21 protein-coding genes and 1 tRNA gene are annotated in these 26687 nt (G+C 37.6%); 6 read left to right on the top strand and 16 right to left on the bottom strand.

What is annotated here, in order from left to right; translation table 11 throughout:
* Window positions 1–28: 28 nt before the first annotated feature.
* Window positions 29–613 (bottom strand): replication initiation negative regulator SeqA, encoded by a 585-nt coding sequence (seqA, locus tag BTO11_RS11800; RefSeq protein ID WP_105052792.1) that lies wholly within the window; start codon window positions 611–613, stop codon window positions 29–31.
* A gap of 236 nt (window positions 614–849) precedes the next feature.
* Here seqA and BTO11_RS11805 point away from each other — a divergent pair, with 236 nt between their 5' ends.
* The 4 genes from BTO11_RS11805 to fldA all read left to right on the top strand — a co-directional run bounded on the left by BTO11_RS11805 (window position 850) and on the right by fldA (window position 2796).
* On the top strand, window positions 850–1614 hold the full coding sequence (locus tag BTO11_RS11805; RefSeq protein WP_105052793.1) for an alpha/beta fold hydrolase: 765 nt from the start codon (window positions 850–852) through the stop codon (window positions 1612–1614).
* Window positions 1615–1762: 148 nt separating this feature from the next.
* Window positions 1763–1984 carry a DUF2788 domain-containing protein gene (locus BTO11_RS11810; protein WP_105052794.1) on the top strand — a complete coding sequence of 74 codons (222 nt, stop codon included), beginning with the start codon at window positions 1763–1765 and terminating at the stop codon, window positions 1982–1984.
* Window positions 1984–2259 carry a LexA regulated protein gene (ybfE, locus tag BTO11_RS11815; RefSeq protein ID WP_105052795.1) on the top strand — a complete coding sequence of 92 codons (276 nt, stop codon included), beginning with the start codon at window positions 1984–1986 and terminating at the stop codon, window positions 2257–2259. Before BTO11_RS11810 ends, ybfE begins: the two co-directional genes overlap by 1 nt.
* Before the next feature lie 12 nt (window positions 2260–2271).
* Window positions 2272–2796, top strand: coding sequence for a flavodoxin FldA (gene fldA / locus BTO11_RS11820; protein ID WP_105052796.1), 525 nt, complete (start codon window positions 2272–2274; stop codon window positions 2794–2796).
* Between the two features lie 131 nt (window positions 2797–2927).
* On the opposite strand, the gene BTO11_RS11825 is transcribed toward fldA, so the two are convergent.
* The 3 genes from BTO11_RS11825 to BTO11_RS11835 all read right to left on the bottom strand — a co-directional run bounded on the left by BTO11_RS11825 (window position 2928) and on the right by BTO11_RS11835 (window position 6689).
* Window positions 2928–4850 (bottom strand): propionyl-CoA synthetase, encoded by a 1923-nt coding sequence (locus BTO11_RS11825; RefSeq protein WP_268245085.1) that lies wholly within the window; start codon window positions 4848–4850, stop codon window positions 2928–2930.
* A gap of 160 nt (window positions 4851–5010) precedes the next feature.
* Window positions 5011–6063, bottom strand: a complete 1053-nt coding sequence (nagZ, locus tag BTO11_RS11830) for a beta-N-acetylhexosaminidase (RefSeq protein ID WP_105052798.1) — start codon at window positions 6061–6063, stop codon at window positions 5011–5013.
* Window positions 6060–6689, bottom strand: coding sequence for a TetR/AcrR family transcriptional regulator (locus BTO11_RS11835; protein WP_105052799.1), 630 nt, complete (start codon window positions 6687–6689; stop codon window positions 6060–6062). Before BTO11_RS11835 ends, nagZ begins: the two co-directional genes overlap by 4 nt.
* Window positions 6690–6896: 207 nt before the next feature.
* Between BTO11_RS11835 and BTO11_RS11840 the strand changes: the two genes are divergently transcribed.
* Window positions 6897–6973, top strand: a tRNA-Val gene (locus tag BTO11_RS11840).
* A 532-nt stretch (window positions 6974–7505) separates the two neighbouring features.
* On the opposite strand, the gene BTO11_RS11850 is transcribed toward BTO11_RS11840, so the two are convergent.
* The 8 genes from BTO11_RS11850 to BTO11_RS11885 all read right to left on the bottom strand — a co-directional run bounded on the left by BTO11_RS11850 (window position 7506) and on the right by BTO11_RS11885 (window position 20456).
* Window positions 7506–7706 (bottom strand): hypothetical protein, encoded by a 201-nt coding sequence (locus BTO11_RS11850; protein WP_105052800.1) that lies wholly within the window; start codon window positions 7704–7706, stop codon window positions 7506–7508.
* A gap of 17 nt (window positions 7707–7723) precedes the next feature.
* Window positions 7724–9121 (bottom strand): hypothetical protein, encoded by a 1398-nt coding sequence (locus tag BTO11_RS11855; protein WP_105052801.1) that lies wholly within the window; start codon window positions 9119–9121, stop codon window positions 7724–7726.
* Window positions 9122–9126: 5 nt separating this feature from the next.
* Window positions 9127–14109, bottom strand: a complete 4983-nt coding sequence (locus BTO11_RS11860) for an AAA domain-containing protein (RefSeq protein ID WP_105052802.1) — start codon at window positions 14107–14109, stop codon at window positions 9127–9129.
* Between the two features lie 53 nt (window positions 14110–14162).
* Window positions 14163–16424: an AAA family ATPase gene (locus BTO11_RS11865; protein ID WP_105052803.1), complete on the bottom strand. Its 2262-nt coding sequence runs from the start codon at window positions 16422–16424 to the stop codon at window positions 14163–14165.
* 472 nt (window positions 16425–16896) lie between these two features.
* Window positions 16897–17679: an amino acid adenylation gene (locus BTO11_RS11870; protein ID WP_181135891.1), complete on the bottom strand. Its 783-nt coding sequence runs from the start codon at window positions 17677–17679 to the stop codon at window positions 16897–16899.
* Between the two features lie 66 nt (window positions 17680–17745).
* Complete coding sequence (locus BTO11_RS11875) at window positions 17746–19104, bottom strand: dicarboxylate/amino acid:cation symporter (RefSeq protein WP_105052804.1); 1359 nt, start codon at window positions 19102–19104, stop codon at window positions 17746–17748.
* A gap of 46 nt (window positions 19105–19150) precedes the next feature.
* Entirely contained in the window at window positions 19151–19480 is a 330-nt protein-coding gene (locus BTO11_RS11880; protein ID WP_105052805.1) for a chaperone modulator CbpM, read from the bottom strand.
* A gap of 4 nt (window positions 19481–19484) precedes the next feature.
* The gene (locus tag BTO11_RS11885) at window positions 19485–20456 is read right to left on the bottom strand and encodes a DnaJ C-terminal domain-containing protein (RefSeq protein WP_105052806.1); all 972 of its coding nucleotides are present in this window, start codon (window positions 20454–20456) and stop codon (window positions 19485–19487) included.
* Window positions 20457–20803: 347 nt separating this feature from the next.
* Here BTO11_RS11885 and BTO11_RS11890 point away from each other — a divergent pair, with 347 nt between their 5' ends.
* The gene (locus BTO11_RS11890) at window positions 20804–22957 is read left to right on the top strand and encodes a TonB-dependent receptor plug domain-containing protein (protein WP_105052807.1); all 2154 of its coding nucleotides are present in this window, start codon (window positions 20804–20806) and stop codon (window positions 22955–22957) included.
* Window positions 22958–23169: 212 nt separating this feature from the next.
* Here BTO11_RS11890 and BTO11_RS11895 read toward each other — a convergent pair whose 3' ends face one another.
* From BTO11_RS11895 to BTO11_RS11910, 4 genes are all read right to left on the bottom strand, one after another.
* Window positions 23170–24465 carry a HAMP domain-containing sensor histidine kinase gene (locus BTO11_RS11895; RefSeq protein ID WP_219846468.1) on the bottom strand — a complete coding sequence of 432 codons (1296 nt, stop codon included), beginning with the start codon at window positions 24463–24465 and terminating at the stop codon, window positions 23170–23172.
* Between the two features lie 4 nt (window positions 24466–24469).
* Window positions 24470–25189, bottom strand: coding sequence for a winged helix-turn-helix domain-containing protein (locus BTO11_RS11900; RefSeq protein ID WP_105052809.1), 720 nt, complete (start codon window positions 25187–25189; stop codon window positions 24470–24472).
* Entirely contained in the window at window positions 25189–25569 is a 381-nt protein-coding gene (locus BTO11_RS11905; RefSeq protein WP_181135892.1) for a DUF3019 domain-containing protein, read from the bottom strand. Before BTO11_RS11905 ends, BTO11_RS11900 begins: the two co-directional genes overlap by 1 nt.
* A 70-nt stretch (window positions 25570–25639) precedes the next feature.
* Entirely contained in the window at window positions 25640–26524 is an 885-nt protein-coding gene (locus BTO11_RS11910) for a MipA/OmpV family protein (RefSeq protein ID WP_105052811.1), read from the bottom strand.
* Window positions 26525–26687 lie beyond the last annotated feature (163 nt).

Raw genomic sequence — 26687 nt, forward strand, 5'->3', positions numbered from 1 at the left:
TAAAAATATATTCACTAAATATTTTAGATTAAATATAGTCTCTTAATTTCTCAGCTTGTTCTGGTGTATAACCAAGAGCCAAGGCTGCGCCATTAATAATTAGTTTCTTTCTAGGGGTATTGTTATTAGTTACAACCCAAAACGAACTATCTGGAATTTCTTTAGGCTTAATACTGCTGCCATGTGCTTCAAGCTCTTGTGAACTTGTTGCAAAGTAATCACGTTCACGCCCTTTCACTTCTAATACTTTAGTGAAGCTTGCTGGGTGAGCACGATGTAATGCAGATAATAAAAATAAGAATCGGCCAACTGCACCTTTTTGTGTGGTGACTTCTTCTTGATTAATAAAGTTAAACACAGAACCTTCTTCAACTTCTGGCTCTGTTACTCGCTCAGGCGTTGATTTAGTAACGACTTCAGGAGCTTGTTCCTGAACACGTTCTGATGTTTGCTGTACCGCTGGTAGAATAATAGCGTCAGGTACTTCAGGCGTAGGTGCATTAGCATCACCTAATAATAAACGCCTAAGGATCTCAGAGGCACTTTCGCCGATATTCTGAGTTTGTGATGCTATGTAATGGTATAAGTCTTCTTCGATTTGAATATTTTTCATAATTTGGATTTACACAGTTTGGATCTAAAAGTTTGAGAAAATGGAGATTGAATTTTAATAACTAAATATAACAAAATCATTGGTATATTCGGTTATTATATCAGTGTTCAATTGCATATTGTTACACACTATAAGAAAATACCTTACTTCGGGTCTAGATAGAATAGTTAATTTGAATTTCCGTGATCTTTCGTCACACTTTTCGTCACTTAATTTAGTTTACTGCAGGAATACACATGACAATATCGTATCAAGTCTTAGGTCAAGGTAAGCCTTTAATCATCATTCACGGTTTATTTGGTACATCTGACAACCTAAAACAAATAGCTAAAGCACTGTCTGATCAATGTAAAGTATATCTGATAGACGCACCAGCTCACGGTGACTCTACCACTCCAAGCCCTTTAACCTTAACGACAATGGCGCAAGCGGTTCTTCAATTTGCAGATGAACAAGGTTTAAACCAGTTTAGTTTACTGGGTCATTCCCTTGGCGGAAAAATAGCCATGGAAATTGCTTTGTTAGACAATTCAAGAGTTGACCGTTTAATTGTTGCCGACATAGCACCCGTTCAATACACACGTAGACACGATAATATTATCCAAGGTTTAAATGAGATTAATCTAGTTACATTAGAAAATCGTCAGCAAGCAAATGAAACCTTAACTCAATATATTGATGATGCAGGCGTAAGAGGATTTTTGTTAAAGAGTTTAACTCGAGCCGAAAAACCAGCAACAGGTTGGCGCTGGCGTTTTGACTTACAAGTATTACAACAAAATTACGACAATTTAATAAAAGGTAATTCAGAGCTTAGTTTCCCAGGTCCTACGTTATTTATTGTCGGTGGAAACTCCAATTATGTATTGCCAGAGCATAAACCCCAGATAGTTTCGCGCTTTGCAAATGTGAATGTAAAAGTAATACAAAATGCAGGTCATTGGCTACATGCTGAAAAAGCCACCGCTTTTGTGAAAATATGTCGAGATTTTTTAGCATAGTTGCTGAATTGCAAGGATAGATTTGCTACACTCCTGCGCCGTTTGGGTAAGATAATTAATTTTTATTTAATATTCAGATCCAGATCAAGGTAATACTATTTAGTTATTAGTATTATAGAAAACGAAAAACAATAGATAGAGAATCTCTATGACGCCAGAGCAATACGATATAGTTGAAATTATTGGCTTGAATTTATTTTTTGCTGGTATCTTTTTTTTCATCGGTATGGCAATTAAAGACGTACTTAATAAAGGCGACGTGCCTATGTACGGAAAAGTATTTGTTTGGCTGGTTTTATTTTTGGGCTGTTTTGGATTTGTGGCTAAAGGCCTTATTCAAGTGTACTGGGAAATGAACGGGTTAGCATAATGGCAAAAGTAACTGTCGATAGAGCAACCATAGATTTATTTGCTACAGACAAACAACGTGGCAGACCAAAGAGTTCACCTTATAGTCGTGAACAACAAATGCGAATTAACAAAAAAAATCAGTTAATACGCGACAAGCAAAATGGTCTAAAACGAGTAGAAATTAAGTTACACAGAGAAATGTACGATAAAGCCTCTGTGCTCGCTGCTGAAAAAGGCTTAAGCCGTAGTGAACTTTTAGCAGAATTAATCAACAATTCATTAGAAAATTTATAGAAGGTTATCCAAATGGCTAGTGTAGGCATTTATTTCGGTAGCGATACTGGAAACACTGAACATGTTGCAAAACTAATCCAGAAACAACTAGGTAAAAGTTTAGTTGATGTTCATGACATAGCTAAAAGCACAAAAGAAGAAATTGCTGAATATGACTTATTGTTATTCGGTATTCCAACTTGGTACTACGGCGAAGCGCAATGTGATTGGGATGACTTTTTTCCTGAACTAGAAGAAATCGACTTTGACGGTAAGTTAGTTGCTATTTTCGGTTGTGGAGACCAGGAAGATTACGCTGAATATTTCTTAGATGCTATGGGCATGGTAAGAGATATCGCTGAAGCTAAAGGCGCAATTGTTATGGGCCAATGGTCTACAGAAGGTTACGACTTTGTTGCTTCTAAAGGTTTAGCTGACGAAAATCACTTTGTTGGTTTAGGTATCGACGAAGACAGACAACCAGAGTTAACAGAAAAACGTGTTAAACAATGGTGTGATCAAATCTCTGAAGAAATGTGTTTGGCTGAATTAGCGTAAGCTAAAACATCCAGATATAACCGCTTATTAACAGCGGCTTATTTCACTAAGATTTAATCAGTAATAGATAAGGGCAGTTTTTAACTGCCCTTTTTTGTGCCTGTTTAAAACGGCCTATTAAAAGATAATAATTAAGATATGAGTGAGCCAAATCCAACTTTTAGTTCATCCAAAATACTCATATCATCTATTGTTGATGGAACTTGAACCTCTTCACCATCCACCATTTGGCGCATTACTTTCCTTAGTATTTTGCCTGAACGAGTTTTTGGCAATCTATCCACCGTTAACACTTCTTTTAATGAGGCAATCGCGCCTATTTGCTCACGAATTAATTCTTTAAGATTGTTATGGATATGTGATGTTTCATCAACACCATTTTTCAATACAATAAGCGCCAAAGGTACTTGCCCTTTTAATTCGCACTTAATACCAATAACCGCACATTCAGCCACATCTTTATGATTAGAGATAACTTCCTCCATTTCCCCCGTAGATAATCGGTGACCTGCCACATTTATAACATCGTCCGTACGACCCATAATAAACAGATAATCGTCTTTATCGATAAAGCCGCCATCCCCCGTAACATAATAACCAGGGAAACTGGTTAAATAACCAGTTTTAAAGCGTTCTGGATTGTTCCAAATAGTGGGCAAACAACCCGGAGGTAAAGGCAGCTTTATTGCAATATAACCAGACTCACCTTGTTTTACGGCATTGCCATCATGATCTAATATTTCTACCTGGAAACCAGGTATAGCAACACCAGCAGCACCTTCTTTTGGCTCAAGCATTTCTATGCCGACTGGAATTCCAGCAATCGCCCAACCAGTCTCAGTTTGCCACCAATGATCAATTACAGGTAAATGGGTAATGTCTTTTAGCCAGTGGTATGTAGCTGGGTCTAAACGTTCTCCAGCAAGATATAAACGCTTTAACGCCGACAAGTCATACTTGGATATTTCAGCCCCATTAGGATCTTCTTTACAGATAGCCCTAAAAGCCGTTGGCGCAGAAAACAAAGCATTAACTTTATACTCTTCACACACACGCCAAAAAGTGCCAGCGTCTGGTGTTTTAATGGGTTTACCTTCATATAAAATGGTTGTGCAGCCGCTAATTAATGGCCCATAAACAATATAAGAATGCCCTACTACCCAACCCACATCCGATGCAGCCCAAAATACGTCACCGGGTTTCATGCCATAAATAACATCCATGGAGTATTTCATCGCAACCGCATGTCCGCCGTTTTCTCTAACCACACCTTTAGGTTTTCCAGTAGTGCCAGATGTATAAAGTATGTATAACGGGTCAGTGCCAAGTACCGGAACCGGCGCGTGTTCTTCGGCGGTTGCCATCGCAGTTTGCCAGTCAACATCTCTTTGCGGGATTAAATCAGCGTTAAGTACGTCTCTTTGAAAAACAATACAGGTGTCAGGTTTATAATTAGCATCTTCAAATGCTTTATCAATCATAGGTTTGTATGGAATTACTTTTTCGATTTCAACACCGCAACTGGCGGTAACCACAACCTTTGGTGTGGCATCGTCAATTCTAACGGCCAGCTCATGGGGAGCAAAACCACCAAAAACCACAGAATGAATAGCACCAAGCCTTGCTGTAGCTAACATAGCTATAGCGGCTTGTGGGATCATCGGCATATAAATTAATACCCTATCGCCTTTGGTTACGCCCTGTGAAGCTAATACATCGGCAAACTTAGCAACCAGTATTTTCAATTCTGAATAAGTGTATTGTTCTTTGGTGTTAGTCACTGGAGAGTCATAAATCAATGCAATTTGATCACCACGGCCTTCATTGACATGAAGATCTAGAGCCAAGTAAGAAGTGTTAAGTGAACCATCGGCATACCAGTGATAAAAGTCGTCTTTATCTTGGCTAAGAATATTATTAGGTGCTTGATACCAGTCGATTAGCTTGGATTTTTCTTGCCAATATTCCATTGGGTTGGTTTTGGAGTGACTGTACTGGGTTTTATAACTCATGGTTTTATCCTTACACTTTTTATGGTTTAAGGATAAAGAAATTATTACCAAGCTTATATTAGACCTTTGGCTATATTGTCGACAATTAGTCTAAATACTAGCCAAGATTGAGGTTGTACAAACGCCCTAATAGCATTTAACGCCATCACAATTCTTAACCGTTAATGGCGGTGATGGCTTTAGATAGGTTGTTATTTACTTTTTATCGCGGTTGATTAATGGCTTGAGCTAAATTTACGGCGTTTCTCCAACGCTTGGAGGCTTGTAATTCATCTAAATCAATATGTGTGTTAGATAATAAACTTAACGCGTTAGATTGCTTGTCAGTGACTTTGTGTTGCAGTTCGCTTAATACCTGTTTAACGGCATTCTTGTCGTTACATATGAGTACCATGTCACAACCTGCCGTCACCGCCTTTAACGCTTTTTCTGCATAAGACAAATGTTCGCCGGCACCAACCATAGATAAGTCGTCACTAAAAATAACGCCGTTAAAGCCCAGTTTTTGCTTAAGAACCGTTTGTAACCAATACTCACTGTAACCAACCGGATTGTCGTCGACCGCACTAAAACGAATATGTGCTGGCATCATGCCTTGTAGTTTATTGTTGGCGATCATAGTTTTGAAAATCGCCATGTCGTTTTGTTCCAACTCAGCAAACGAACGCGTATCAACAGGCGCCGCTACGTGAGTATCTTCTTTGGTGCTGCCGTGTCCTGGGAAATGTTTACCAATACAAGCCATGCCTGCATCGGCTAATCCATCACACCAATAGGTAGCTAACTCAGTTGCCAGCTTAATATCAGAATTAAATGACCGATCACCAATAACATCTGAACCACGTTCTAAATCTAATACGGGTGAAAACGACACATCAATACCATGAGCAAAACATTCAGAGGCTAACAACCAAGCTAACTCGCTCACGGTTTCAGTTTTATCAACAGCGACTTCACCTTTTGCTGCAACCGCTTTTTCAAAAAAAGGAGCCAGTTTTCCCATTGCTGGAATTGGGGTAAAACCGTCAGTTTTAAAACGTTGAACTCGGCCGCCCTCGTTATCAACGGCAATAACAATTGGTTGTTTTGCTGCTTGGCGTACATCTTTGATTAATTGAGTTAGTTGTTTCGAGTTGTCAAAGTTACGACTAAATAGAATTAAGCCGCCCACGAGTGGACTTGCTAACATGACTTTTTCGTCTTCAGCTAACACTGTGCCTTCTAAGTCCATCATAACGCTAGATTGGTTGATCATGAGTTTATAAATCCTGCTGCTAAAAATGGTAATAGTTCATCAATGATCTGTTCAGTGTTCATTTTCTGATGAAAGTCTTTGTTGGATATATCTGACAAGGCATGCGAAGCCGCCAAAGTAAAAACCGAAGTACCTAAAATAAAATGTAAACGCCAGAATAAATCCGCAGGTGTGAGTTCAGGTTTGGTTTTATGAAACGCTTGTTGAACTTGCGTTAACGCAGAACCATATTTGTCCGTAATGAAAACGCGTAAATGTCCTTGGTAATCCACATACCCTCTTCCTAACATTTGTAAAAAGTACACTGAGCCGTGAGTATTGATTTTTTCCAAGTCTAACAAAGGTTGTTTAAAGCAGCTGCACAGTTGAGTAATTGAGTAATCCGGCTGGGTTTGACTTAGCTGTTTAATCTCAGTTAACAACTGAGGTAAAAACTGAGACAGGTATCTGTCCATTACCGCTTGTATCAAATCTTTTTTAGAACCAAAGTGGTAATTAACCGACGCTAAATTAACATTTGCCTTACTGGTTATTTGACGCATAGAGGTTTCGGCAAAACCGGTTATTGCAAATAAATGTTCAGCCGCATCTAAGATTTTATCTTTGGTACTACTCTTGTTGGTCATATAAAGTGAGGGTTCTGTTTTAAACGATTGTTTAAGACTAATAAACATAACCGTTAAATACAATTATCATTTCAAAAGGATTGTGATAAACGTACACTAATTATTCAATCAGTGAATTCTGTCAAAAAACGCCTTGCATTTTAACGGCCTGATACATAAGATAGCCGCCGTTAAAACACATCCAGTGCTTTAACTCTACAAAACAATACAACCGTAGCTCAGTTGGTTAGAGCACTACCTTGACATGGTAGGGGTCGGTGGTTCGAATCCACTCGGTTGTACCAATTTCCTCAAGCACTTACGTTATCCTAAATTCAAAAAACACCAAGCAAAAATCAATTGATACCACCAATTATAAATGCATCTGGAATCATTTTACGTACTTTATAGCATTCATATTTTAAGTAACAGGTGCTACATCTTTAGTGAGTTTATAAACAATAGAGCGAATAGCTAAGATTACGTTCATCATTATTAATATGCTCACTTCCTCAGCAGACGTCATAAGTTGCTTTTAAACGTTTCACTAAATCAATAAAACACTTTTGTTGTTTTTCAGTAATCAGTACAAATTCAACTGAGCAATGGTTTGTCCATTTTATTATTAACGCCATAGCTGATCATACACAAGGTGTTAAATACAAATAACTGATGAATATCAGGACGATAACGAATCGTTAATTGTTAAAAGGCTTCAAATATTGGAGCTTTGTCGTGCATAGCGCTTTTAAATTCAAATACGACTAGCGGCAACCCATTAACATAGAAAATACCGTATGGAATAAGCTTAGCGCCCGTAGCCATTCGATTAATGCGTTAAATATTTTGACCAGTTGAGCTAATAGCGTACTCAATGTTACCCTCTGCCACAATCGCTAATTCAGGTTGAAGCTGCGGTTCTGATTCCTTAGCAAATAAACTTTCTTTAACAACTTGTCCGCCATTTAAGTGCGGATAACCTTGTTCGCCAGACAGCTCAATAATCGCTTGTTCTAATTTAGCCTCAGTGAATTTCATATTACAGTCTCTGCTAATTATCTATTAGTGTTTAAAGAACCAATTAAGTTAGGTTTATCGTGCGCAACAGAGCCTTTAAGAAAGTTAGTAACTACATTTGAAATACGTTGCACTAACTGTTTATCTTTAGTGAAAAATCCTAAAGGGATATGCACTGGGCTTAAGTCTGGCATTGAAATATGGTAACTAACCGCAGCAAACTCATTTTCCAATAAAATCACTTCAACACTACCGTCAAACAATCCATTTAAAACACCTTCGCATGAAGATAAATTACCAAGCTTTTGCTTCCATTCCCGAATAGCTTTTTCTTTAGCTTTATATTGATCATCGCATGGTAAATACATAGCCAATTGGTAGTTATTACCTTTAGCACTTTTTTGATATGCCAACAGACTTTCTTTTGATTTATTGAAGCTTTCACTTATGCCCCAATATCGCGTATTAGCGCCTACCCAACTTAGCTCTTTTATTTTAGCTTGTTGCTTTGTCGGTTTTAACTGCTTCAATAATTGCTCTATTTTCGTCCACGGTTGATTACCATAAAGAGGACCTATGAGAAGTTCATAAGGCTTATTGCCCGTAGTTGTTCCCATTTCAGCAATCATTCCCCGAAAATCAATATCGTCAGTCTTTATAAAACGAGCAACCGACATATCTTCAAAAGCATCCCAAGCTTGTTTAATGTTTCCGGTATTATTCCCTAATCGAAGGCTATCTGTATCTTTAGAGATAGCCTGACTAATCTCGTCGTCATTCTCATATGTTTTATTTACATAGAAAGGTTTAATCTTATTATCAAAATCTATTTCAAATTTTCTCTTTATCCTATGCGCAATAGTTCGCTTTCGTGTAACTGCATCTACAGAATAAAGGCTTGGTAACGAGTTATCATGTGTTTTTAATTTCCCTAACTCCCCTGACTCAACAAAACGTTGAAAATGCTTTGCAAACATTTTTCTAGCATGCTGTTCACTCATGCTTTGGACTTCATGATTAACGTCGAGTCTTAACCCCATGTTCCAGCCACTATGTTGATTAGTGACTTTATTAAACCCTGCTAACTCAAAAGTTACTTGCGACGTTCTCGATTGAGGTTTCTCTACCATGGGTTTATCTTCTAAAGATGAAAAATACCCTTTTGCTAAAGCCGTGAGGCATAACCTACCATCTTCTAGGTACGACACTTCACTTTTATTAATGGGCTCTTCTATTGCAACATTAAGCTCCCTTTGGTTAAAACCAAAAAAAGAAGCCAATTCAAACTTAGATAGTGGCGATATATACAAAGCACGAAGTAGAAATTCTTTTGTAAAAGGAAAACCCTGCTTACTCAAATATGAATATTCAATGCTATATGTTTCAGCAGGAATAATATAATCCACTTCATTAAATTCAATGTAATGATTTTTCATAATAATTAAACCGCCTTTTTATGGTTATTAGTCAATACGTTCAGGAAGGCGTATTGGCCTGTATTGTTATTTTCTTCCATAAACTTAATAACATTACCAAACGGTAAATTACTATTTTTCCCCTGCCACATCCGTTTATCTCCAACAATAACAAGACGGTCCATAGCGCGTGACAGTGCTACATTAATTCGATTGGGTAACCGTAAAAAACCAGGGCTTTGTTTATGTTCAGAACGAGTAACCGATAAAATGATAATACGGTTTTCTTTACCTTGGTAACTATCCACCGTATCAATTTTTAACAAAGCAGTAAGTGCCTCTGAAATCCCAGCCTTTTTAACTTTTTGTCGAATACGTTTTTTCTGTTCACCGTACATACAAATAACGCCTATAGCGGCTTCTCCCTCTTTAACTTGTTTGTATAGTGAATTAACCAAATCAGCATCTTCATCAATACTCAGAAGTAAATCTATAATGGCATCAGCTTCTGCATCGTTAAAGATACTGGTACCCGAGCCTTTCTGATGATGTGCCTTTTTGCCTAATGAGGAGGTATCTAACCAAGTTGCAGGGGCTACTAATTGCTTAGGAATATTGGTATAAATATCAGGAATGATACGCTCGCCGTTTTCTAGTTCACCTTGATAAAAACATTGTGAAACCAAAGTGCCTATTGGTGGAGCCATACGATATTGCACTAATAACTTCGCTCCTATTTGCTCACCATAATGAGAATTAAAAGCCCGAGCAAAATCACTTTCAATAAGCTCATCTATATCACTACTCGATTTAATTCCTAATTTTCTGGCAAGTGCCTTTTTATGTGGCTCTGAATACAAAGGCGGAAGTTGCTTGTGATCACCAACCAGTAAAACTCTTTTACCTACCTGCATTGCTATTGCTAATTCACTGGCAATTGATCGCGCAGCTTCATCAATAATGACCCAGTCATATTGGTTACTCGCTATATCAATATGCCAATTGCCAATACCTACGCAAGTACCTGCGACCAATTGGCGAGATCGAGCTAAAAATTCATCGAGATTTGCATTGCCTGAATTCATGACTCTTAGCATATCTTTCGATAGTTCAATTAGACGCTTTACACTGTTAGCAATATGAGGTTCTATTGCGTATTCATGGTTTAAATTTTTTATTAAAGTGTCACCAACAGCACTTAAATCATCATGCCAATCTTTATTTGTTTGAGCTTCCATTGGTAAGCGACCATTCAGTAATGACTTTCGTTCACCAATTCGTTTTTTAAGCTCTTTTTTTTGTTTACCTTCTAATTCTTTATCATCCAGTTTAGTTAATGCGTTAAGCTGCTCGTCAATAGTCGATAACACTCGCTTATCTAATTCAAGAAAAGCTTCTAAATAATCCTTAGGCGCTTTTAATGACTTAGCTAATGCCATCACTCTAAATTTTAGTTGTGTAGAAAATTGCTCCGCTTTTTGGCTGACAATATTACTTGAAAGTACATCTTGTAGTGAGTTTGATACGGCTGAATCGCGACTACTAAATCTAACGACATCAAGAGGGGTTTTGTGACGACTACAATGCTTACGAATTCTCTCTGCAGCCGTATTTACCGCTTCGTGTGACTGACTTACCAATAATATCCGCTGAGTACCTAATTTTTCGACTAAGTAATGAACAAAAGCGGCAATAAATTCTGTTTTACCCGTTCCTGGAGGACCTTGTAGCATTGAAAGTGGCCCAAAGTTCAGTAATTTTTGAAACGCTATTCGTTGTTTGTCATTAAGTTTAATAATATTACCATTATCATCTTTTCGATTATAACGGTCAAAATCTTCTTCGGTGACTGTATGACCATAGTCAATAGGATCGTGCAGGCAATCAGGATCAAAGTAATCAACTAAGTTTTCGATAACAGAGTCTTTCTCAATAAGTCGAGTTAATGCATTTTTACGCTTATTAAATGAAGATTTATCAGCTTTACTTCTAAAGTAAATAATATCCTCTTCTTTAAGTCTATGAACACGACTAGCATAACGTGAAAAGGTTACTTTATTCAGTCCAGATCTTGCTAGATTTACTTGTCCAATAAGAAACTCATTTTCTCCATCGACAATAATAGCCTCAACCTCATCCTTTGCGGTAAAGGCATCAAGTGGATCTTTATCAGCTTCATAAGGAAGGACAATTACGTCTTTGTTATCCTTATGTTGCATTGCTTCACCGGTAAGCTCTACATAGGGATGTGATTCAGATTCTGTTTGGATAATGGCTTGCCACAGATCTCGCGTAGAAATAGGTTCAACAGTAGTTTCAGGGGTGTTAATTTCAGCAGGTGATAGTAATTCGGTAACAACATTACGCTCAGAGTTTTCACTGCTTTCAACATTTTCAAATAAAGATTTATTCGCTTCTTTACGTTTAAGCTCAAATTGTTTAATAGCATTTTCAAAGCTGTAAAGTTGTTTAATCCGGCGATTTAAACTCCCTAATTGACTCGCCCGTCCTTGTTTAATATGAATTGCAAAAGGCACTTCAAAGTCGGCATTGTCAACTTCCCGTCTCGAAACACTGTCCCTAATAAGTGGGCTCATACCATGATCAAACTCAAAGCCTACTTTATCGAAAAATAGCTTTTGAATACCACCTATTCCACAAAAGCTAATAACTAATCCTGAGGGTTTATTTCGGCTCTCTTCTATCGACACATACAACTTACCGTTATCTGGATATATTGTTAATGGCTCAAAATCATCCCGGCTACCAATTTCAATACTTATCGTTTCGATAGTCGCTTCTATACTTTGTGCGGGGTTATCAACCGCGTCTTTAAAGCGTGTTAACTCTTTAAAGCCATAATCAGCATCTTTTAATTCTTCAATAATTGCAGCGCTAATCGCTGGATGGTTAGTATTTTCTTGGTTCCATTCAATGTGTAATAGTTCTGCACATATTTTCATTACGGCATAATTATCACGTTCAAATGCTGAGCTATTTTCAATATTTACAGGGCTATATTCAGAATTATAAACATCTTCAGCATCATGATGAAAATCTAAAACGTCAATAATAAAAACGTCGCCAGTGTCTGCCAAAATAATATTTTCAAGCTTTAAGTCTCCGTGTGAAAAGCCAAGTGAATGCATATGCATTACATTTGAGATTAAGGCTTTAACAACATCTTCAGTACCTCTTCGCCTTATAGTAGGATCTATTGGAGAACCCGCTATCCACTCTGACACCAAGTACATAGCACTATCACGAGAAGTTATACCAACGTCGATAACTTTTGGTACAAAACTTAAGTCAAGGCTCTGTAGTTTCTCGACACGCTCTAAAAAGAACAATGTTCGTTGGCCAAGTCCAGGACTAATTTCTGAAGGGTTAATGTTATTCCATACCTTTACTAAACCGGTATCTGCCTTGTAAACTTCTTTACAGTCAGTCTCAGAAATAAACTCAACTTCTGGGTGTAAACGACTAATTTTGCTATGTTGAATAAATCGTTCCAGTTGTTTACTTGAAAACGAAAATTGTTCTTCTTGGTTTGGTTCACTTTTAACTAAGGCATCTAACAACTCTCCCGCGTTAGCATATCCTTTGCCCTCAACTGCATTTATAAGAACAGAAGTGAACCACTCGTCACTATCGATAAGTTGCTTCGCAATATTTTGTTCAAATTTAGGTGTTAATCTTTCAGCGTTAATTATGGCCCACGCAATTATCGCTAAGCGTGATACATCGTATTGATAATGACTTTGGAAGTTACCTTTTTGGTCGTAAACCGATAATTCATCACGAATTGTACCAACGGTTTCTTTCTTACGTTCAAAAGCAGAAATAAAATTAGAAAGCGCTACACGTTGCCCAGTGCTTAGCCAAACACTATGACTACCAATATCTCTGTGAGCTAAGTGCAGTTCATGTAAATCAGCAAAACGTGCAACTAATACCTTTACTAAGTTTACTCGTTCATCAATTGACAGGTTCTCTCCGTAGGCAGTAATAAAGTCATTAAGACGTTCTTGCCCTAGTGGAAGCTCAACAACCTCATTGTACTGAGAAGTTATTTTGTCTTTTGATGGAATGGTTAACGAAGAAACACAATGATCATATAAATCACGGTTCTCTCGTTTAATTTTGGTTAGTACTTCACGTTCTCGTGAGACTATTTTAAAACGTCCACCGGGCGTTTTTGCTTCAATATTCGAAAGTTTGTCAAAGTCCCAACGACGGATAATAGCGCGATCGTTTTTATCCGATTCACTCTGTGCATAAAACTCAGAATAGATTTCAGTTGGGTGCTTAAATATTTCTTCTTGGCCTACCCAACCATCTACCGATAAGGGTTTTGACTCAACCTTGTTATCATTTAATAACTGTTTCTCTATTAAATGAACATCGTTCAGTAAGACTTTCGAATTAGAGTGAGGAGTAAAGCGTTTATCAAAGTCATGCTCATTGACACATAGCTTACAAAAGTCATTTAAACTAATAGTGTCTGCAAGTTCCTTTTTTGGTAATTTTGAAAAATCACTTGTGCCTGTCATTACCACTAAAAAATATACACGCGGAGCATATCCGACATTACTAAACTTTCCCTTTAAAGGTTTTTGATTTAGTAACTGTTCTAATAGGTGTTTTTTATTCCGGGTTACTTCAAGCGGCGACTTACCTCTGTCGTTATTTCCAAAGAACCATTTCCCTTGATTTGAAGTTATCGGTAGCCCATTCCAATCTTTCAACTCTATAATTAAAATATTGCAATGTGTAACAATCAGTAAATCAATCTCACCTTGCTTATTTTTATTAACAAAGCGAAAACCTGCATAACCTTTCCAGCCACTATTAAAAGGTTTTTTTAATACTTTAAGAGCATCAAATCCTTGGCCGTGAGTCTTAGCTTTACTTGGCTTATCTTTAGGATCTGATAGAACATTTTTAATTTTTTCGATTGCGTCTACTTCATGGCGTTCAAGGCCGCCTTGCCAATATTTGATATCCATATTTTACTTCTTAATTGTTATTATAATAATTTATTAAATTGTATTAACTACGACTAAGCAACTTCAGTAGCGTTCTCAATAGTTATTACGTTTGATGTTTGAATAGTCACTTCCTCTCCCATCATCATTTGATAATGTGCTAAGTGACCTGAGTAATTAAATACATTCTTGAAAACACCAACAAATTGCTCTGTAGAATCACCAACCTCCTGAATAAATAGATCATCGGGTAAGCAATGAGAGCCATCATTTATCCAATACAGTAGTGATCTACAAATCTGTTGTTCTTCAACACTTTCAAATTTCTCAACAATATCTTCATCACTAAAATCACCTAGTATCTTAAAGTAATTTTCCAGTATTCTTCGCATAGTGTTTTGAATAGTTATTGATGAACCTGGTTTGCGGTCTTTAATTTCTCTCCATAACAACTCATAAGATGAGGATATGGGGTTTTTGTCGTTATACGGTTGAATACTCGTTATATTATTTGCTTTTCTTAGAATCCAAAAGTGGGTTTTATTACAACCGTTTGAACGACCACCTTGATATGAAGCTTCTTTGTGAAAATATACATTATGAGTAAATAGTAAAAGCTGCTTAATACTTGAACCCTCTTTGATCTCGCGGGTTAACTTTTTGATAATTGCACTGACAATATAAAGCACATTACTATCTAAACTAGATATTGGATCATCAATAACTAATACCCGATCTTCAGTTACACTCTCTTGGGTTAAGGCACCATTGGCTAATTGAATAAAATAAAGAAAAGTAATGAAAGTAACCTCACCTTCACTCAAGGTAGCTAATGCTAAGTCACCATTTTCTCGCTCTATGCTGTAATGGTTGGGTAGTACCGTTGATGGAACAATACTAAAATTAGTAAAGCCATAAGCTTTAAGCATTCGATTTATCTCGTCAACAGCAGGCTGAACACTGGTCATATTTTTGCTTAGCTCTTTAATTTCAGCATCTAGAGCAACTATACCTAATTGTCTTTTTTTAACTAGCTTGCTGATACCAGCAATAGCCTTACTCGTTCCTTTACTTTTTTTCTTATACTCCGCAATCTCGGTTTTAACCTGAACCACTAAAAACCGCCAAACCTCTGCTGTAAATGTTGATATTTCAGAGTCGTAATTTGTAGCAAGTTGATTGTGTGAATTTATTGTTATATTGGCTGTGGCAATTAGCGCTATTAGCTCTTCTATTTCAATGTGAGTATCATCAATATCTATCTGCATGCTGACTTTTTCTACTTTAGAACACATAATTAAATGATTAGATTTAAATTTACTTTGAAGTATCGACAAGAAGTTATCATACCCATCTATATCAAGTTTACTGTCAGGGTTAGACTTTTCCGTTTGTTGAATCTGTTCAAAGTGATTTAATAATCGGTCTACTTCTTTTTTGTAGCTTTGTTCAAATAACGATACCCTTTGACTATTTTCAACAAACGTTTCATCAAAAAATGCCCCTAATTGTGCTTTAAAATCATTATCAATTGTTTCTTTTTGACAAAATGGGCAGGTCTCATCTTCAATGAATTGTTGTCCCATACTTACCCAGTCGTTGCTATTGAGATGTGTGATCAAAGCCGCAATATCAACATTACTTTTACCTACAATGACTTTTTCCCAAATATCATTTTGTTCATAACCACTAATATTTGTAGATGTTACAAGAGGGATTCTTGGAAAAGTCGATGGCCTTTCACCTAATAGGGTTTCTGCTTTATTTAATAGGCTTGCGTGTTCTTTAAGCTCTACTAAAGATCTATCTGCATTACTTTCAGTTATAACTTTATTCATGAAGGCTTTCTTACTACCAATAGAGCCTTTTAAAACTTGATTGAAGTCATCCTGATACTGTTTATAAACAGCCCAACAGACGTTTTGGAAGTTAGCTGTTTGCTTTTCCAGTTCCGACTCTTTCCCATCTAAGGTTGTTTTCTGCTGTTTTTGTTGCTGATTAAAATTATCTAATTCTTCTTTTTTAGATTGAATTAAAGCTATTTCTTCTGCTGAAGCCTGACCTAAACTAAATACACCAGCAATATCATTAGAGCCTACAAAATTCGCTTCTCTAAATTCTTTATTATAAACAAGGGTCTTTAATGCTTGATCGGCCACCCAACGTACTGAACATTGAGTGAATTTTTCATTAAAAGGCTGAGCAAGATAATTAGAAGAAGTGGTTTTACCACAACCATTAGCGCCATAAAAAAAATTAATGGGCTTAAGGCCTGTAACTTTTATCCCTACAGCATCATAACTAGCAACACTTTTCAGTTCATAGCTCTCTATCATTGTTCACCTCCGCTAAACCTTTCCATATCGATAACGTGTATTTCATAAATATCCCTATTTTTAACTGGCTATTTTTTCTTCGCGAATTTTCTTTAGTTTTGATGTTTTCTGTGGGTGATTCGTTCCAAGCCTCTGCTCTTTAGTAGTCAAATAACAACACTTAAACGCCGATATCCTTAAGGGAGTCACCAGGCCTTGCTTGGTAAAAATATGCAAAGCTCTCAATCTTTTTTTTGGTGCCTAACAATTTAATAGTGAGCGATTGGGTCATTTCCTACCCAAAATGTTCTCATTTTATACTTAATCTATTAATATCAGATCCATCAATCTCTTACTAGACTTCCGTTTTATAATAATGGCGCTAACGGGTCTTAGATGATAAATGACCTAATGTGCCGTTTACTTGAATATGGTAGAAACTGCCCTTGCCTCCAAAGCCCAAAACACTTATTTTATGCTTTTAATCCATAAGTTAATGCTTGTATTCGCTCATGTAAATAACATTGCTCTTTTTATCAATATCAGCACTTGTCTTAGCGTCGGTATCATCACTTGTATCAACACCGCTATCAGCACTTGTCTTAGCGTCGGTATTAGCATCAAGCTCGCTATAGGTTTTGCTATCCGTTGCAGGTGTTGAGTTACTGCTTATTATTTCTTTGCAATAAATTAATAACTGTTCAATGGGGATGAATTTTTCTTTATGTCTGGTTTGTTTGTTAGTGACACGCTTAGTTTGGGTATTTAAATAGCAGGTTAACTCTAATGCCAGTTCTGGCGTTAAGCTATCAAGTTCATTCTCTTCAAGTGTTTGGCTTATCCAAAGAGCGGCATCACAAATATGGCCATTAATGCTCAAATCGTTATTTTTCACCCACTCAGGTGTAAAGCTAATTTGAGACAAAACACTTAACAAATAAGCAATGTCACTATTAGGCATCAATTGATAGTTTTCTAGTGTTGCTGCAAGCGTCAGTTGCCAATTACGTTGTAGAGCCTCTGTTAATTCTTGCTGTGATGATCTTGTTGTGACTGGAATGAAAAACAAAAAACGGCTATTGGCTTCACAAGCAATAATTGTTTTTTGATATGACAGATGTTGATTATCAATAATATGCACTTGCCAGCTGAAGGTTTTAACATCGGACATTAATGTATTCACCCCAGCTTGCTTACCCTCTTCAAGGGGCAAGCGAGGTAAGTCTGTGTTTAACCATTTATTAAGTGCATTAGTCGCGGTTAGTAATAATTTCATGTTAACTTTTTTAAACTTTGCTTATATGGGTAAACTAACATTAACCTTTGAATTTAAAAAGTGAACTCATTCATTCTCTTTTTCCAGAGGCGAGATAACGTCACCTTTGTTAGCGTCCTTAGTGAAGTATTGAACTGTGGTACAAGTAACCACATCACCTAAAACATTAACCGACGTTCTGCACATATCTAATATTCTATCAACACCAAGTATTAACGCGATTCCCGCCGCTGGAATACCAACGCCTTCAAGTACCATGCTTAATATGATGATCCCTGCTCCTGGTGTTGCCGGTGAACCAATTGAGGCAGCAACTGACATAGTGACAATAAATACATAGCTAGTTAAGCTTAAATCTACGTGAAACACTTGAGCTAAAAATACAGTGGCAACGCCTTGATAAAGTGCGGTACCTGTCATGTTGATTGTGGCGCCTAATGGCACTAAAAATCGAGAAACATCCGGTCTTACATGTAACTTATCTTCTACTACTTGTAAGGTTATTGGCATAACCGCCGCTGAGCTGCTGGTTGAAAATGCTAATAACAGTAACTCTCTTACGTTGCCAAAGAACTCACGAGAGCGCTGGGCTAAGGTGAATTTGGCAACAATAATGTAACCAATGGAAATGATAAAAAGTCCTAGTATTACCGTTGCCATATATATGGCCATTCCGGTTAACACATCTAAACCAAGGTTGGCCACGAGTTTGGTTATTAAACCAAAAACAGCTAAAGGTGCTAACAACATTGCCCAGGAAACAATCCGTAAACTCACTTCTTGTAATGCACCTAATAAATCAAATAATGGCTTAGACTGCGACGCTGGAATGGATAACAATGCAGCACCTAATACAGCAGCAAATAGTATAACTTGCAGCATTTCACCAGAAGCCATGGAGGCAAGTGGGTTTTTAGGAATTAATGCAGAGACTTTATCTGGAAATTCAGACGCATCAGGGAAACCAGTAGCAACGGCATTTACCGCAGGGGTAATATTGGCATCAATTAACGCTGTGGCATCAACAAAGTTTCCGGGTTGAATATTCAGAGCCAATAAAATACCAATAGCTGCGGCTAATGCTGTAGAGATAGCAATAAACACTAATGCGATAAGACCATTTTGTTTCATGGCGGCTGGATTGTTATTAGCCGCTAAACCTCTAACAATCGACGCAACAACAAGCGGCACAACTATCATTTGGATAACCGCTAAGAACACCTGACCCGGCAGAGCTAACCAAGCCGTGATGATCTTTACTGTTCCCGCAGACACTAAGTTGAGATCAGGCCCCAGTAAAACGCCTAAAATAACTCCCAGCGCTAAGGCAAATAACACCTTAAGCCAGAGTCGACCATTAACCAATTTATCAAACTGATTGGTTAGGTTTTTTAGCGGGTTGAAAAACAATTGTGGCTTTGCCATTTTTAATCCATTTTATGTGTTTAGCTTTCGCTTCGTTATTGTTGAGCTATTTAGTTTTGCTCAGCTTTTCAACTTTAGACTCAAGTACTTCAATCTCTTCAAGTAAGTCCAAAACCAGAGCGATCCCAGCTTCATTTATTCCTAAGTCTCGCTGCAGTCTCATTGCTGTGCGTGCTCGTTTTAGGCTATCAGCTGAAAACTTCCATTGGGTTTGTTCCTCTAACGATATTTGTTGATAGTTAACTGGGTCTAACACCCCTACTTCAACTAAAGTAACCACCCAGGTTGTTGGACTGGAGCAGGCGTAACAAAACTCCTCGAGAGAAAATTCAGTATCTTCATCTAGTAGTACACCCTGTAATATAATGTCGTTCATCAGTCTATACTCCTAGTGCTTTGCGTGGATTAAAGTCTAACTCGTCATGCATTTTTTTATAGAGAGCTTTGGCTTCATCTGTGTCGGCCGCAGGTAAAACAATTTGTGTGACCACATACAAGTCGCCAGGTGTTTTAGCCGGAATGCCGCGAGATTTTAATCTAAGCTTTTGACCCGTTTTAGTTCCTGGGGCAATTTTTAAATCGACTGAGCCTGCTGGTGTTGGCACTTTGACCGTTGCGCCTAATGCAGCTTCCCAAGGCGTGATTGGTAAATCGAGATAAACGTCGTGCTGTACTACCCGATAAATTGCATGGCTGTTAAACGCCAACTCAAGGTAAAGATCTCCCGCTTTCCCACCATTAAAGCCTGGACTGCCTTGACCAGATAACCTAATTTTTTGCCCTTGTTTAACACCTTTAGGGATTTTTATTTTTAACGTACGTTGTTTATTAACGACGCGTCCTTGTTGGTCAACCTCAGGTGATTGCAAGGTTATGCTACGTGCTGCACCGTTATAAGCGTCTTCCAGTTCAATGGTTACTTTGGCATGACTGTCTTCACCACGGTTATTGTTAGGTCTGCGTTGTTGGCCAGATTGATTGGAACCAAACTCTTGGCCAAAGCGATCGCCAAACATGGACTCAAAGAAATCACTGTAATCTTCTTGGTTTTGTCCGCCTGATTGCCCTCCAGTTTGACCGCCTCGATATTCAAAGCCTGAATCCCAATCTGGTGGTGGACTAGATTGTCCTGACTCCCAGTTTTTACCGTATTTATCATAAGCTGCGCGTTTCTCAGGATCTTTTAGTACAGCGTAAGCTTCACCCACTTCTTTAAAACGAACTTCTGCGTCGGGTTCTTTACTTACGTCTGGATGGTATTTGCGAGCGAGCTTTTTATAGGTGCGTTTAATTTCCGCCAAACTGGCGTCTGGGGCAAGGCCCATTATTTGATAATAATCTTTAAAATCCACAGATATCTCCAACTCAGTGCATTTTAAATATTAAAAACGCACTATTTATGTAAAGTTCAGTACCATCAGTAAAATGTAACAATAAGCTGCTTTAGGTTTTTGGCACTTACTTGGGGGCAATGGCCTTTGCGTACTTATCTTATGCACCAATACTATAAAACTTTTCTCCAACGACACTAGAATAATATGTACACAATTTAACTAAAACATGACCTAGGTCATGCTTTTTAAGTAATAGTCAGTCGTCTCCCTACACTTCCTTACATTTTCATATATAACCCTTACAACTTTAGATAACTAAACCGAGTAATCTTGCCTGCAATATCAACTATGACTAGGTTTATTTAATGAGAATAACAACTTCACTCACCCCGCTATCTTTGCTTATCGCAAGTATTTTGAGCCCTACCGTTTTTGCTGACTCTTTTGGTGTGAAGGCAGAGCCTGTCGAAAACACAGAGTCTTACGCTATGGCTTTTGAACAAGCTGAGCCTGAACAAGAATCTAAACTTGATCCTAAACAAGAGCAAGAAATCGAACGCATTGGTGTTGTTCGTAGGCGCACCAGTGTTATGTCTGAAATAACAGAAAGTGCTGACAAATTAGTTGTTATGCCTGGTGCGGGTGGCGATCCATTACAGGCTGCGTTTGCTTTACCTGGAATTGTTGCAGCTGGAGGTTCTAGCTCTTCACCTGCAGTTAGAGGGTCATCGCCAGATGATAATTTATTTGAAGTGGACTTTATGCCTGCGGGCTATATTTTTCATGACTTTGGTCAGTCTATTTTTAATAAGCACTTAATACAGGACTTTCAATTACTGTCTGCGGGTTACGGCACCAGTTATAACAATGCTACCGGTGCAGTATTTGACGTTAATTTACGTACTCCTAAGCAGCAAGAATTAAAAACCATTGTTGATTTTAGTCTGTTTAATTTTGGTGTTTTTATGGAAGGTGAAGTAACTGAAAATAGTGCTTTTTACTTCTCCGCCCGTAAAAGTATGTTGCCTGTGTTCTTTGGTGCCGGAGATACATTAGACGATGAGGAAACCATCACAGTTAACGAGCCTTTTGATGACAATGATTATCAAGGTAAATGGGTATGGGATATGACATCTAACGATGTCTTGTCTGTGTCAGTAACGGGTGCAGAAGATAAAGCGGGTATTAACCTAACAGAGAGATCGGATATTTCATTGCGTTCTCCTGAGTTTGCAGGCGATGCAGACTTTAATAAGAAATTTACCAGTCAGAGCGTTATTTGGGATCATTATGGTAAAGACCTGCAGTTTAAATTAGGTGTTGGCTCATTAAATAACAGCCAAGTGCTGAGCATAGGTAAAAATGCAGAGTCACCAAATGGTATTTATGTTGACGAAAGCAAAGAGCAGTTAACCTATAAATCACGTTTAAGTTACCGTTTAAACGATAGCCATAAACTATTAGCCGACGCGGCTTATTACGATCAAACAACAGAATATGAGTATGATATTTTCTTACAGATTTGTACGGAAATCGATCCTAATTGTGGTGATAACGGTGACAGAGTCAGTGATGAGATATCAATAGATACAAGTAGTCACTTTATTGGTTTGTCTGATGTGTTTACCGTTAATGACTTTTGGCAGTTAGAGCTTGGTGTGCAGTGGCAACATTATAATTATACCGATGAAGACTTTGTACAGCCTAAGGTTGCGGTTAATTACTTTATTAGCGACAACAGCATCATTAAAGCTAAGTATGGACTTTACAGTCGCCAACAGAATACCGATGAAATAGTGCCTAAGGTGGGTAATCCAAATTTGTTGTCACAAACGGCTGAGCATTTTACGCTTGGTTTTGAACAAGACTTAGACAATGACTGGATATGGTCTATTGAAGGCTATTACAAGGAAATGAATGACTTGCCTTTAGCCCTTGATGACAGCCAAGCTGATGCTGACTTGTTATACAGTAATGATGTGTCTGGTACTGCATATGGCCTTGATTTATTGATTAATAAGAACATTACCGACAATTGGTATGGCTGGTTGTCAGTGAGTTATTCTAAAAGTGAACGCACTAATCTACGTACTAATACGGACATTAACTATTACGCAGATACACCTGTGGTTATTAACATGGTATTTAACTACAAAATTAACGACGATTGGACTGCGGGTTTCAACTTTACTGGCAGAAGTGGCCAACCTTACACCCCTATTATTGGCGTTAAAGAAAACCCAGATTACGATGACCGCTATCAACCAATTTATGGCGAGGCCTTCACTGAACGTTTTGACTTGGCACACCGTTTAGATGTGAGAGTGGAACGTAAAACAACCGTTTGGGGATTTGACGCTATGTGGGTGTTTGAAATAATGAATGCGTATGGACAAGAAAATACCGCATCTATTGATTTAGATTATCAAGAGGTTAACTCCACAGACGATTTGATTATTGTCGAAAACACCGATGACTTTGTTATTAGACCATCTGTAGGATTTAGTATTACCTTCTAGTTTCTATTGTTAAATGCTTTACACAGTTTTAGTTATAAGGTCAAAACACACAAAAGGGTTACATAGAAATTTAAACAATCTCTATGTAACCCTTTTTTATTAGAGGCTAATTGTTTACGGGATATGTACTTACGGGCTAAGCGTTTGAAGGTTACGTACTTGCAGGTTAAGTGCTTAGCGGTCTAGGTATTGGCGTACTAGGTATTTAGGTATTAACGTGGCAGTCTTACTTCAACTCTAGCGCCTAGTAATGTTTCACAACGAGTTATCTTAAGTTGACCGTTATGCCATTCAGTAATTCTGTTCACAATGGCTAGACCCATACCGTAACCTTTTGTAATGTCAGTTGCGGCATTGCCACGTACAAAGGGTTTTAACATATCTTGATGGTTGTCATTAAATCCTGCACCATCATCCGCTATGGTTAAACATATATTATCTTTGTCTTGGTACAGTTTTACATGGACGGTACTTTTTCCATAATTGATGGCGTTTTGTAATAGGTTGTTAATCAAAATACTTAGGTATTTACTATCACCTGTCACCATTACATCTTCATCAGGGAAGTCTAATTGCTTTTGTGAATCGAATAATATCTGAGTCTTGTCTGATTGTTTATTGTGAATACAACCTTCAACTAACTTAGAGATATTCACGGATGTTTTATCTAGATTGATCATAACTTGTTCTAAACGCGAATAATCTAGCAACACTTCAACTAACTTTGTCATCTCATCAACGTCTTGCCCTAAGCGCTGTAAATACCGTTTTTGTTGAGCTGGGTCTTCTTCTTCAGCTATGGTGTCTATACCAAAGCGCATTCTGGCTAATGGCGTTCGCATATCGTGAGAGACCGCGCTGCCAATTAATTTCACGTCATTCACTAAGTTAGTGATACGTTGTGCCATTTGATTAAATTCCAACTCTAAGTCTTTAACGTAAGATACCGCGCCTACTTCTATTCTTTGCTCTAACTGCCCTTTACCAAAGGCTTGAGCTGTGTTGCGTAAATTAATTAATCGTGCGATTAAAGGGTGAGTCCACATCCAAATAAAGAAGATAAGAAAGGCATAAAAAACTAAGGTTAATATAAGCTTAATACTGGCATTATTTGAGCCATCATCAATCAAGGTTGATTTAACAACTAACCAACTATTATGTTTGGATAAAAAGTAATAAAGGCTTATTTCATTATCATCTGTTAACAGTAACGGTTGCCCTTCTCTGACTTGTGTCATGAGGGCTTGTGGTAATTGGATGTCGCTACTTTCAAAATAAACCAGGTTAAAGTGACCTTGTTTAGGCCAATTATTAATGAATGCTTTTGGTTGTTCTAAATCATTAAGGGTTGTGGATAGATCTTGCCCTATGGTTTCCAGCGTAGTTATGTTGTGTATGTTGTTGTCTGTATCGGGCGAAAAATAATAAAACAAATTATCCAACGCCCACCCTAAACCTATGGTGGCAACGAGCACCCCAGTGATTAAAGATAAGGTTAATAGGCGCATAGATTTACCAAGCATCTGGAACAAACAAGTACCCCTTAGCCCAAATGGTTTTTATTTTTTTAGGATCTTTGGACTCATCGCCCAATTTTTTACGTAATTTAGAAATGTGTATGTCTATGGTGCGGTCCATGCCATCGTATTCTAATCCACGAACTTGGCTAATCAGCATGTCTCTTGAGAAAATTGTTCCTGCATTAGACGCTATGATCCATAACACTTCAAACTCTTTTGAGGTTAGTTTTATGGCTTGATTATTTAAACTGACTTCTTGTGAGATAGGATCAATGTGTAAGCCATTAAAAGATAGGGTTTTATCTGGCGTTGGTAACTCCGTGTCACTGGTTTGATTGTCAGTATTACGAGCAAGGCATTTGTTTATACGAGTTAACAGCGCACGTGCACGAACAGGTTTGAGCATGTACTCATCAGCACCAAGTTCTAAGCCTAATACCTCGTCAATTTCTTCATCTCTTGCGGTTAGCATTAAGATGCTGCCGTTATAACTTTTGCGTACTGTTTTACATACGTCAAAGCCATCTAAGCCTGGTAACATGCCGTCAAGTATGACAATTTCAGGTTGTGTATTTAAGATTAAATTAACCGCATCATCGCCTCTGTAGCATTGGGTTACATTAAAGTCCTTGTTGCTTAAATAATCACAAATCCAATCAGATAAAGATTTATCATCTTCCACTAATAGTATATTTACCTTGCTCTTTTCCATTAGAATAACCGCCATGACAAACGAGATTTTTGTTTCTTTTTATACACCCAGGATACATTGAGCCTAGCTTCAGCAATGATGGCATACGGTTTATAAGTCAACATAAAACGAGTTTTAGGAACTTGAGTCAACATAAAACGAACGTTTTCCTTGGTATTTAATTCATATTCAACCGTACCTTGGCTTACGTTTTCCCAGCAAAAAACGGGATCTGGTGTTTGTGTGCTATATAAACAATAATCATTAACCAAATCCGCTTGCCAATTAACGACTATTTGAGCAAAACATTCCTGCCCTTCGTGTAAGGAAACACAGGTTTGAGGCTTAACTTGCATTATTACAACATTCTCTGATTGTTCTTGAGCAAAGGTATTTTTCATACCCGTTATCATTATCAATAAACCGATAATTAAATAGGGATACGTGTTTAATTGCCTCAAGGTTATTCCGTTAAAATAAGACATAGGTTACAGATATTTGAGCTTGGGATTCTAAGCGCGTGTTAATAAGAGGACTGTTATAAATGCTATCGGGTAAACGAGTGAATTTTAATGAACTTTCAAGCAACCAATCTTTGGCCAGTGGATATGCGACTCCAAACTCTGCACTGACGGATATACCGCTACTGGCTTTGTAAGATTCAAATTTATCACTGATATCATCTCCTGCAATACCATAATAATAATCAAGCATATTGGAATTATAATATTGAGCATTTAATGTTGCATGAAAGTTCATGTTTTTATGTTGCCATGTTTTACCGTACCAACCTGCTAGATAAGGACTAACATCTGCCATTCCTTTTAGATCTGATATTGGCGCTACAACAATTCTCACAACCGTAGTATCGTCAATAAAATGAGTCGCGCGTAATGAAATTCTATCGTCTGAATCTCTAGGTGTTATACCAATTAAACCGTCTTGTTCGCTAATGACACCATTTTCTATATGACCTTCATCGTCCCATAAAATCGCAGGATGGGTTTCTGTAATAAAGACATCGAACATCCATGCGTTCTGGTTATAAAAATTGTAACCAATGCCTGGGAAACCTAATCCTTTAAAACCTTCGTATTCTAAAAAAAAGTTATTCCAGTAATAACGAAAGCGTAAATCTGCCACTAACCCTATATCTTTAGGCGCATCAATATACCGACTATCTAATGCTACGACTCCTGCTGTAACTTCAAAAAAGCCACCATCTTCAGTATCAGAAAACTTATTATTGATTTGTTCTTTAGCGTTAACGGTAAAAACAACGGCGTTAACAATAAAAAATAGCATGATGGATAAGCTTAAATAATACATAGGACGCTGTTTGATTAAGGTGTTCAAATTACACTTTCCATCGGTTATTCATATAGTTGGCTCATATTAATATATTTAGAACTCGCTAATTGTATTAAATTGTATGATTTTGTTTTTAACAAAATAGATGGAATTAGCATAAACAATTTTATCCCAATAATCTTGCACTATATTTAATCGCGCTGATAAG

The sequence above is a fragment of the Psychrosphaera saromensis genome, from assembly GCF_002954545.1.
In the GTDB taxonomy this organism is placed as follows: domain Bacteria; phylum Pseudomonadota; class Gammaproteobacteria; order Enterobacterales; family Alteromonadaceae; genus Psychrosphaera; species Psychrosphaera saromensis.

What these genes read in the sequence shown, in the direction of transcription:
- seqA (WP_105052792.1), bottom strand. Translation starts at nt 613, where the DNA reads ATGAAAAATATTCAAATCGAAGAAGACTTATACCATTACATAGCATCA.
- BTO11_RS11805 (WP_105052793.1), top strand. Translation starts at nt 850, where the DNA reads ATGACAATATCGTATCAAGTCTTAGGTCAAGGTAAGCCTTTAATCATC.
- BTO11_RS11810 (WP_105052794.1), top strand. Translation starts at nt 1,763, where the DNA reads ATGACGCCAGAGCAATACGATATAGTTGAAATTATTGGCTTGAATTTA.
- ybfE (WP_105052795.1), top strand. Translation starts at nt 1,984, where the DNA reads ATGGCAAAAGTAACTGTCGATAGAGCAACCATAGATTTATTTGCTACA.
- fldA (WP_105052796.1), top strand. Translation starts at nt 2,272, where the DNA reads ATGGCTAGTGTAGGCATTTATTTCGGTAGCGATACTGGAAACACTGAA.
- nagZ (WP_105052798.1), bottom strand. Translation starts at nt 6,063, where the DNA reads ATGATCAACCAATCTAGCGTTATGATGGACTTAGAAGGCACAGTGTTA.
- BTO11_RS11835 (WP_105052799.1), bottom strand. Translation starts at nt 6,689, where the DNA reads ATGACCAACAAGAGTAGTACCAAAGATAAAATCTTAGATGCGGCTGAA.
- BTO11_RS11850 (WP_105052800.1), bottom strand. Translation starts at nt 7,706, where the DNA reads ATGAAATTCACTGAGGCTAAATTAGAACAAGCGATTATTGAGCTGTCT.
- BTO11_RS11855 (WP_105052801.1), bottom strand. Translation starts at nt 9,121, where the DNA reads ATGAAAAATCATTACATTGAATTTAATGAAGTGGATTATATTATTCCT.
- BTO11_RS11860 (WP_105052802.1), bottom strand. Translation starts at nt 14,109, where the DNA reads ATGGATATCAAATATTGGCAAGGCGGCCTTGAACGCCATGAAGTAGAC.
- BTO11_RS11865 (WP_105052803.1), bottom strand. Translation starts at nt 16,424, where the DNA reads ATGATAGAGAGCTATGAACTGAAAAGTGTTGCTAGTTATGATGCTGTA.
- BTO11_RS11870 (WP_181135891.1), bottom strand. Translation starts at nt 17,679, where the DNA reads ATGAAATTATTACTAACCGCGACTAATGCACTTAATAAATGGTTAAAC.
- BTO11_RS11875 (WP_105052804.1), bottom strand. Translation starts at nt 19,104, where the DNA reads ATGGCAAAGCCACAATTGTTTTTCAACCCGCTAAAAAACCTAACCAAT.
- BTO11_RS11880 (WP_105052805.1), bottom strand. Translation starts at nt 19,480, where the DNA reads ATGAACGACATTATATTACAGGGTGTACTACTAGATGAAGATACTGAA.
- BTO11_RS11890 (WP_105052807.1), top strand. Translation starts at nt 20,804, where the DNA reads ATGAGAATAACAACTTCACTCACCCCGCTATCTTTGCTTATCGCAAGT.
- BTO11_RS11895 (WP_219846468.1), bottom strand. Translation starts at nt 24,465, where the DNA reads ATGCGCCTATTAACCTTATCTTTAATCACTGGGGTGCTCGTTGCCACC.
- BTO11_RS11900 (WP_105052809.1), bottom strand. Translation starts at nt 25,189, where the DNA reads ATGGAAAAGAGCAAGGTAAATATACTATTAGTGGAAGATGATAAATCT.
- BTO11_RS11905 (WP_181135892.1), bottom strand. Translation starts at nt 25,569, where the DNA reads ATGAAAAATACCTTTGCTCAAGAACAATCAGAGAATGTTGTAATAATG.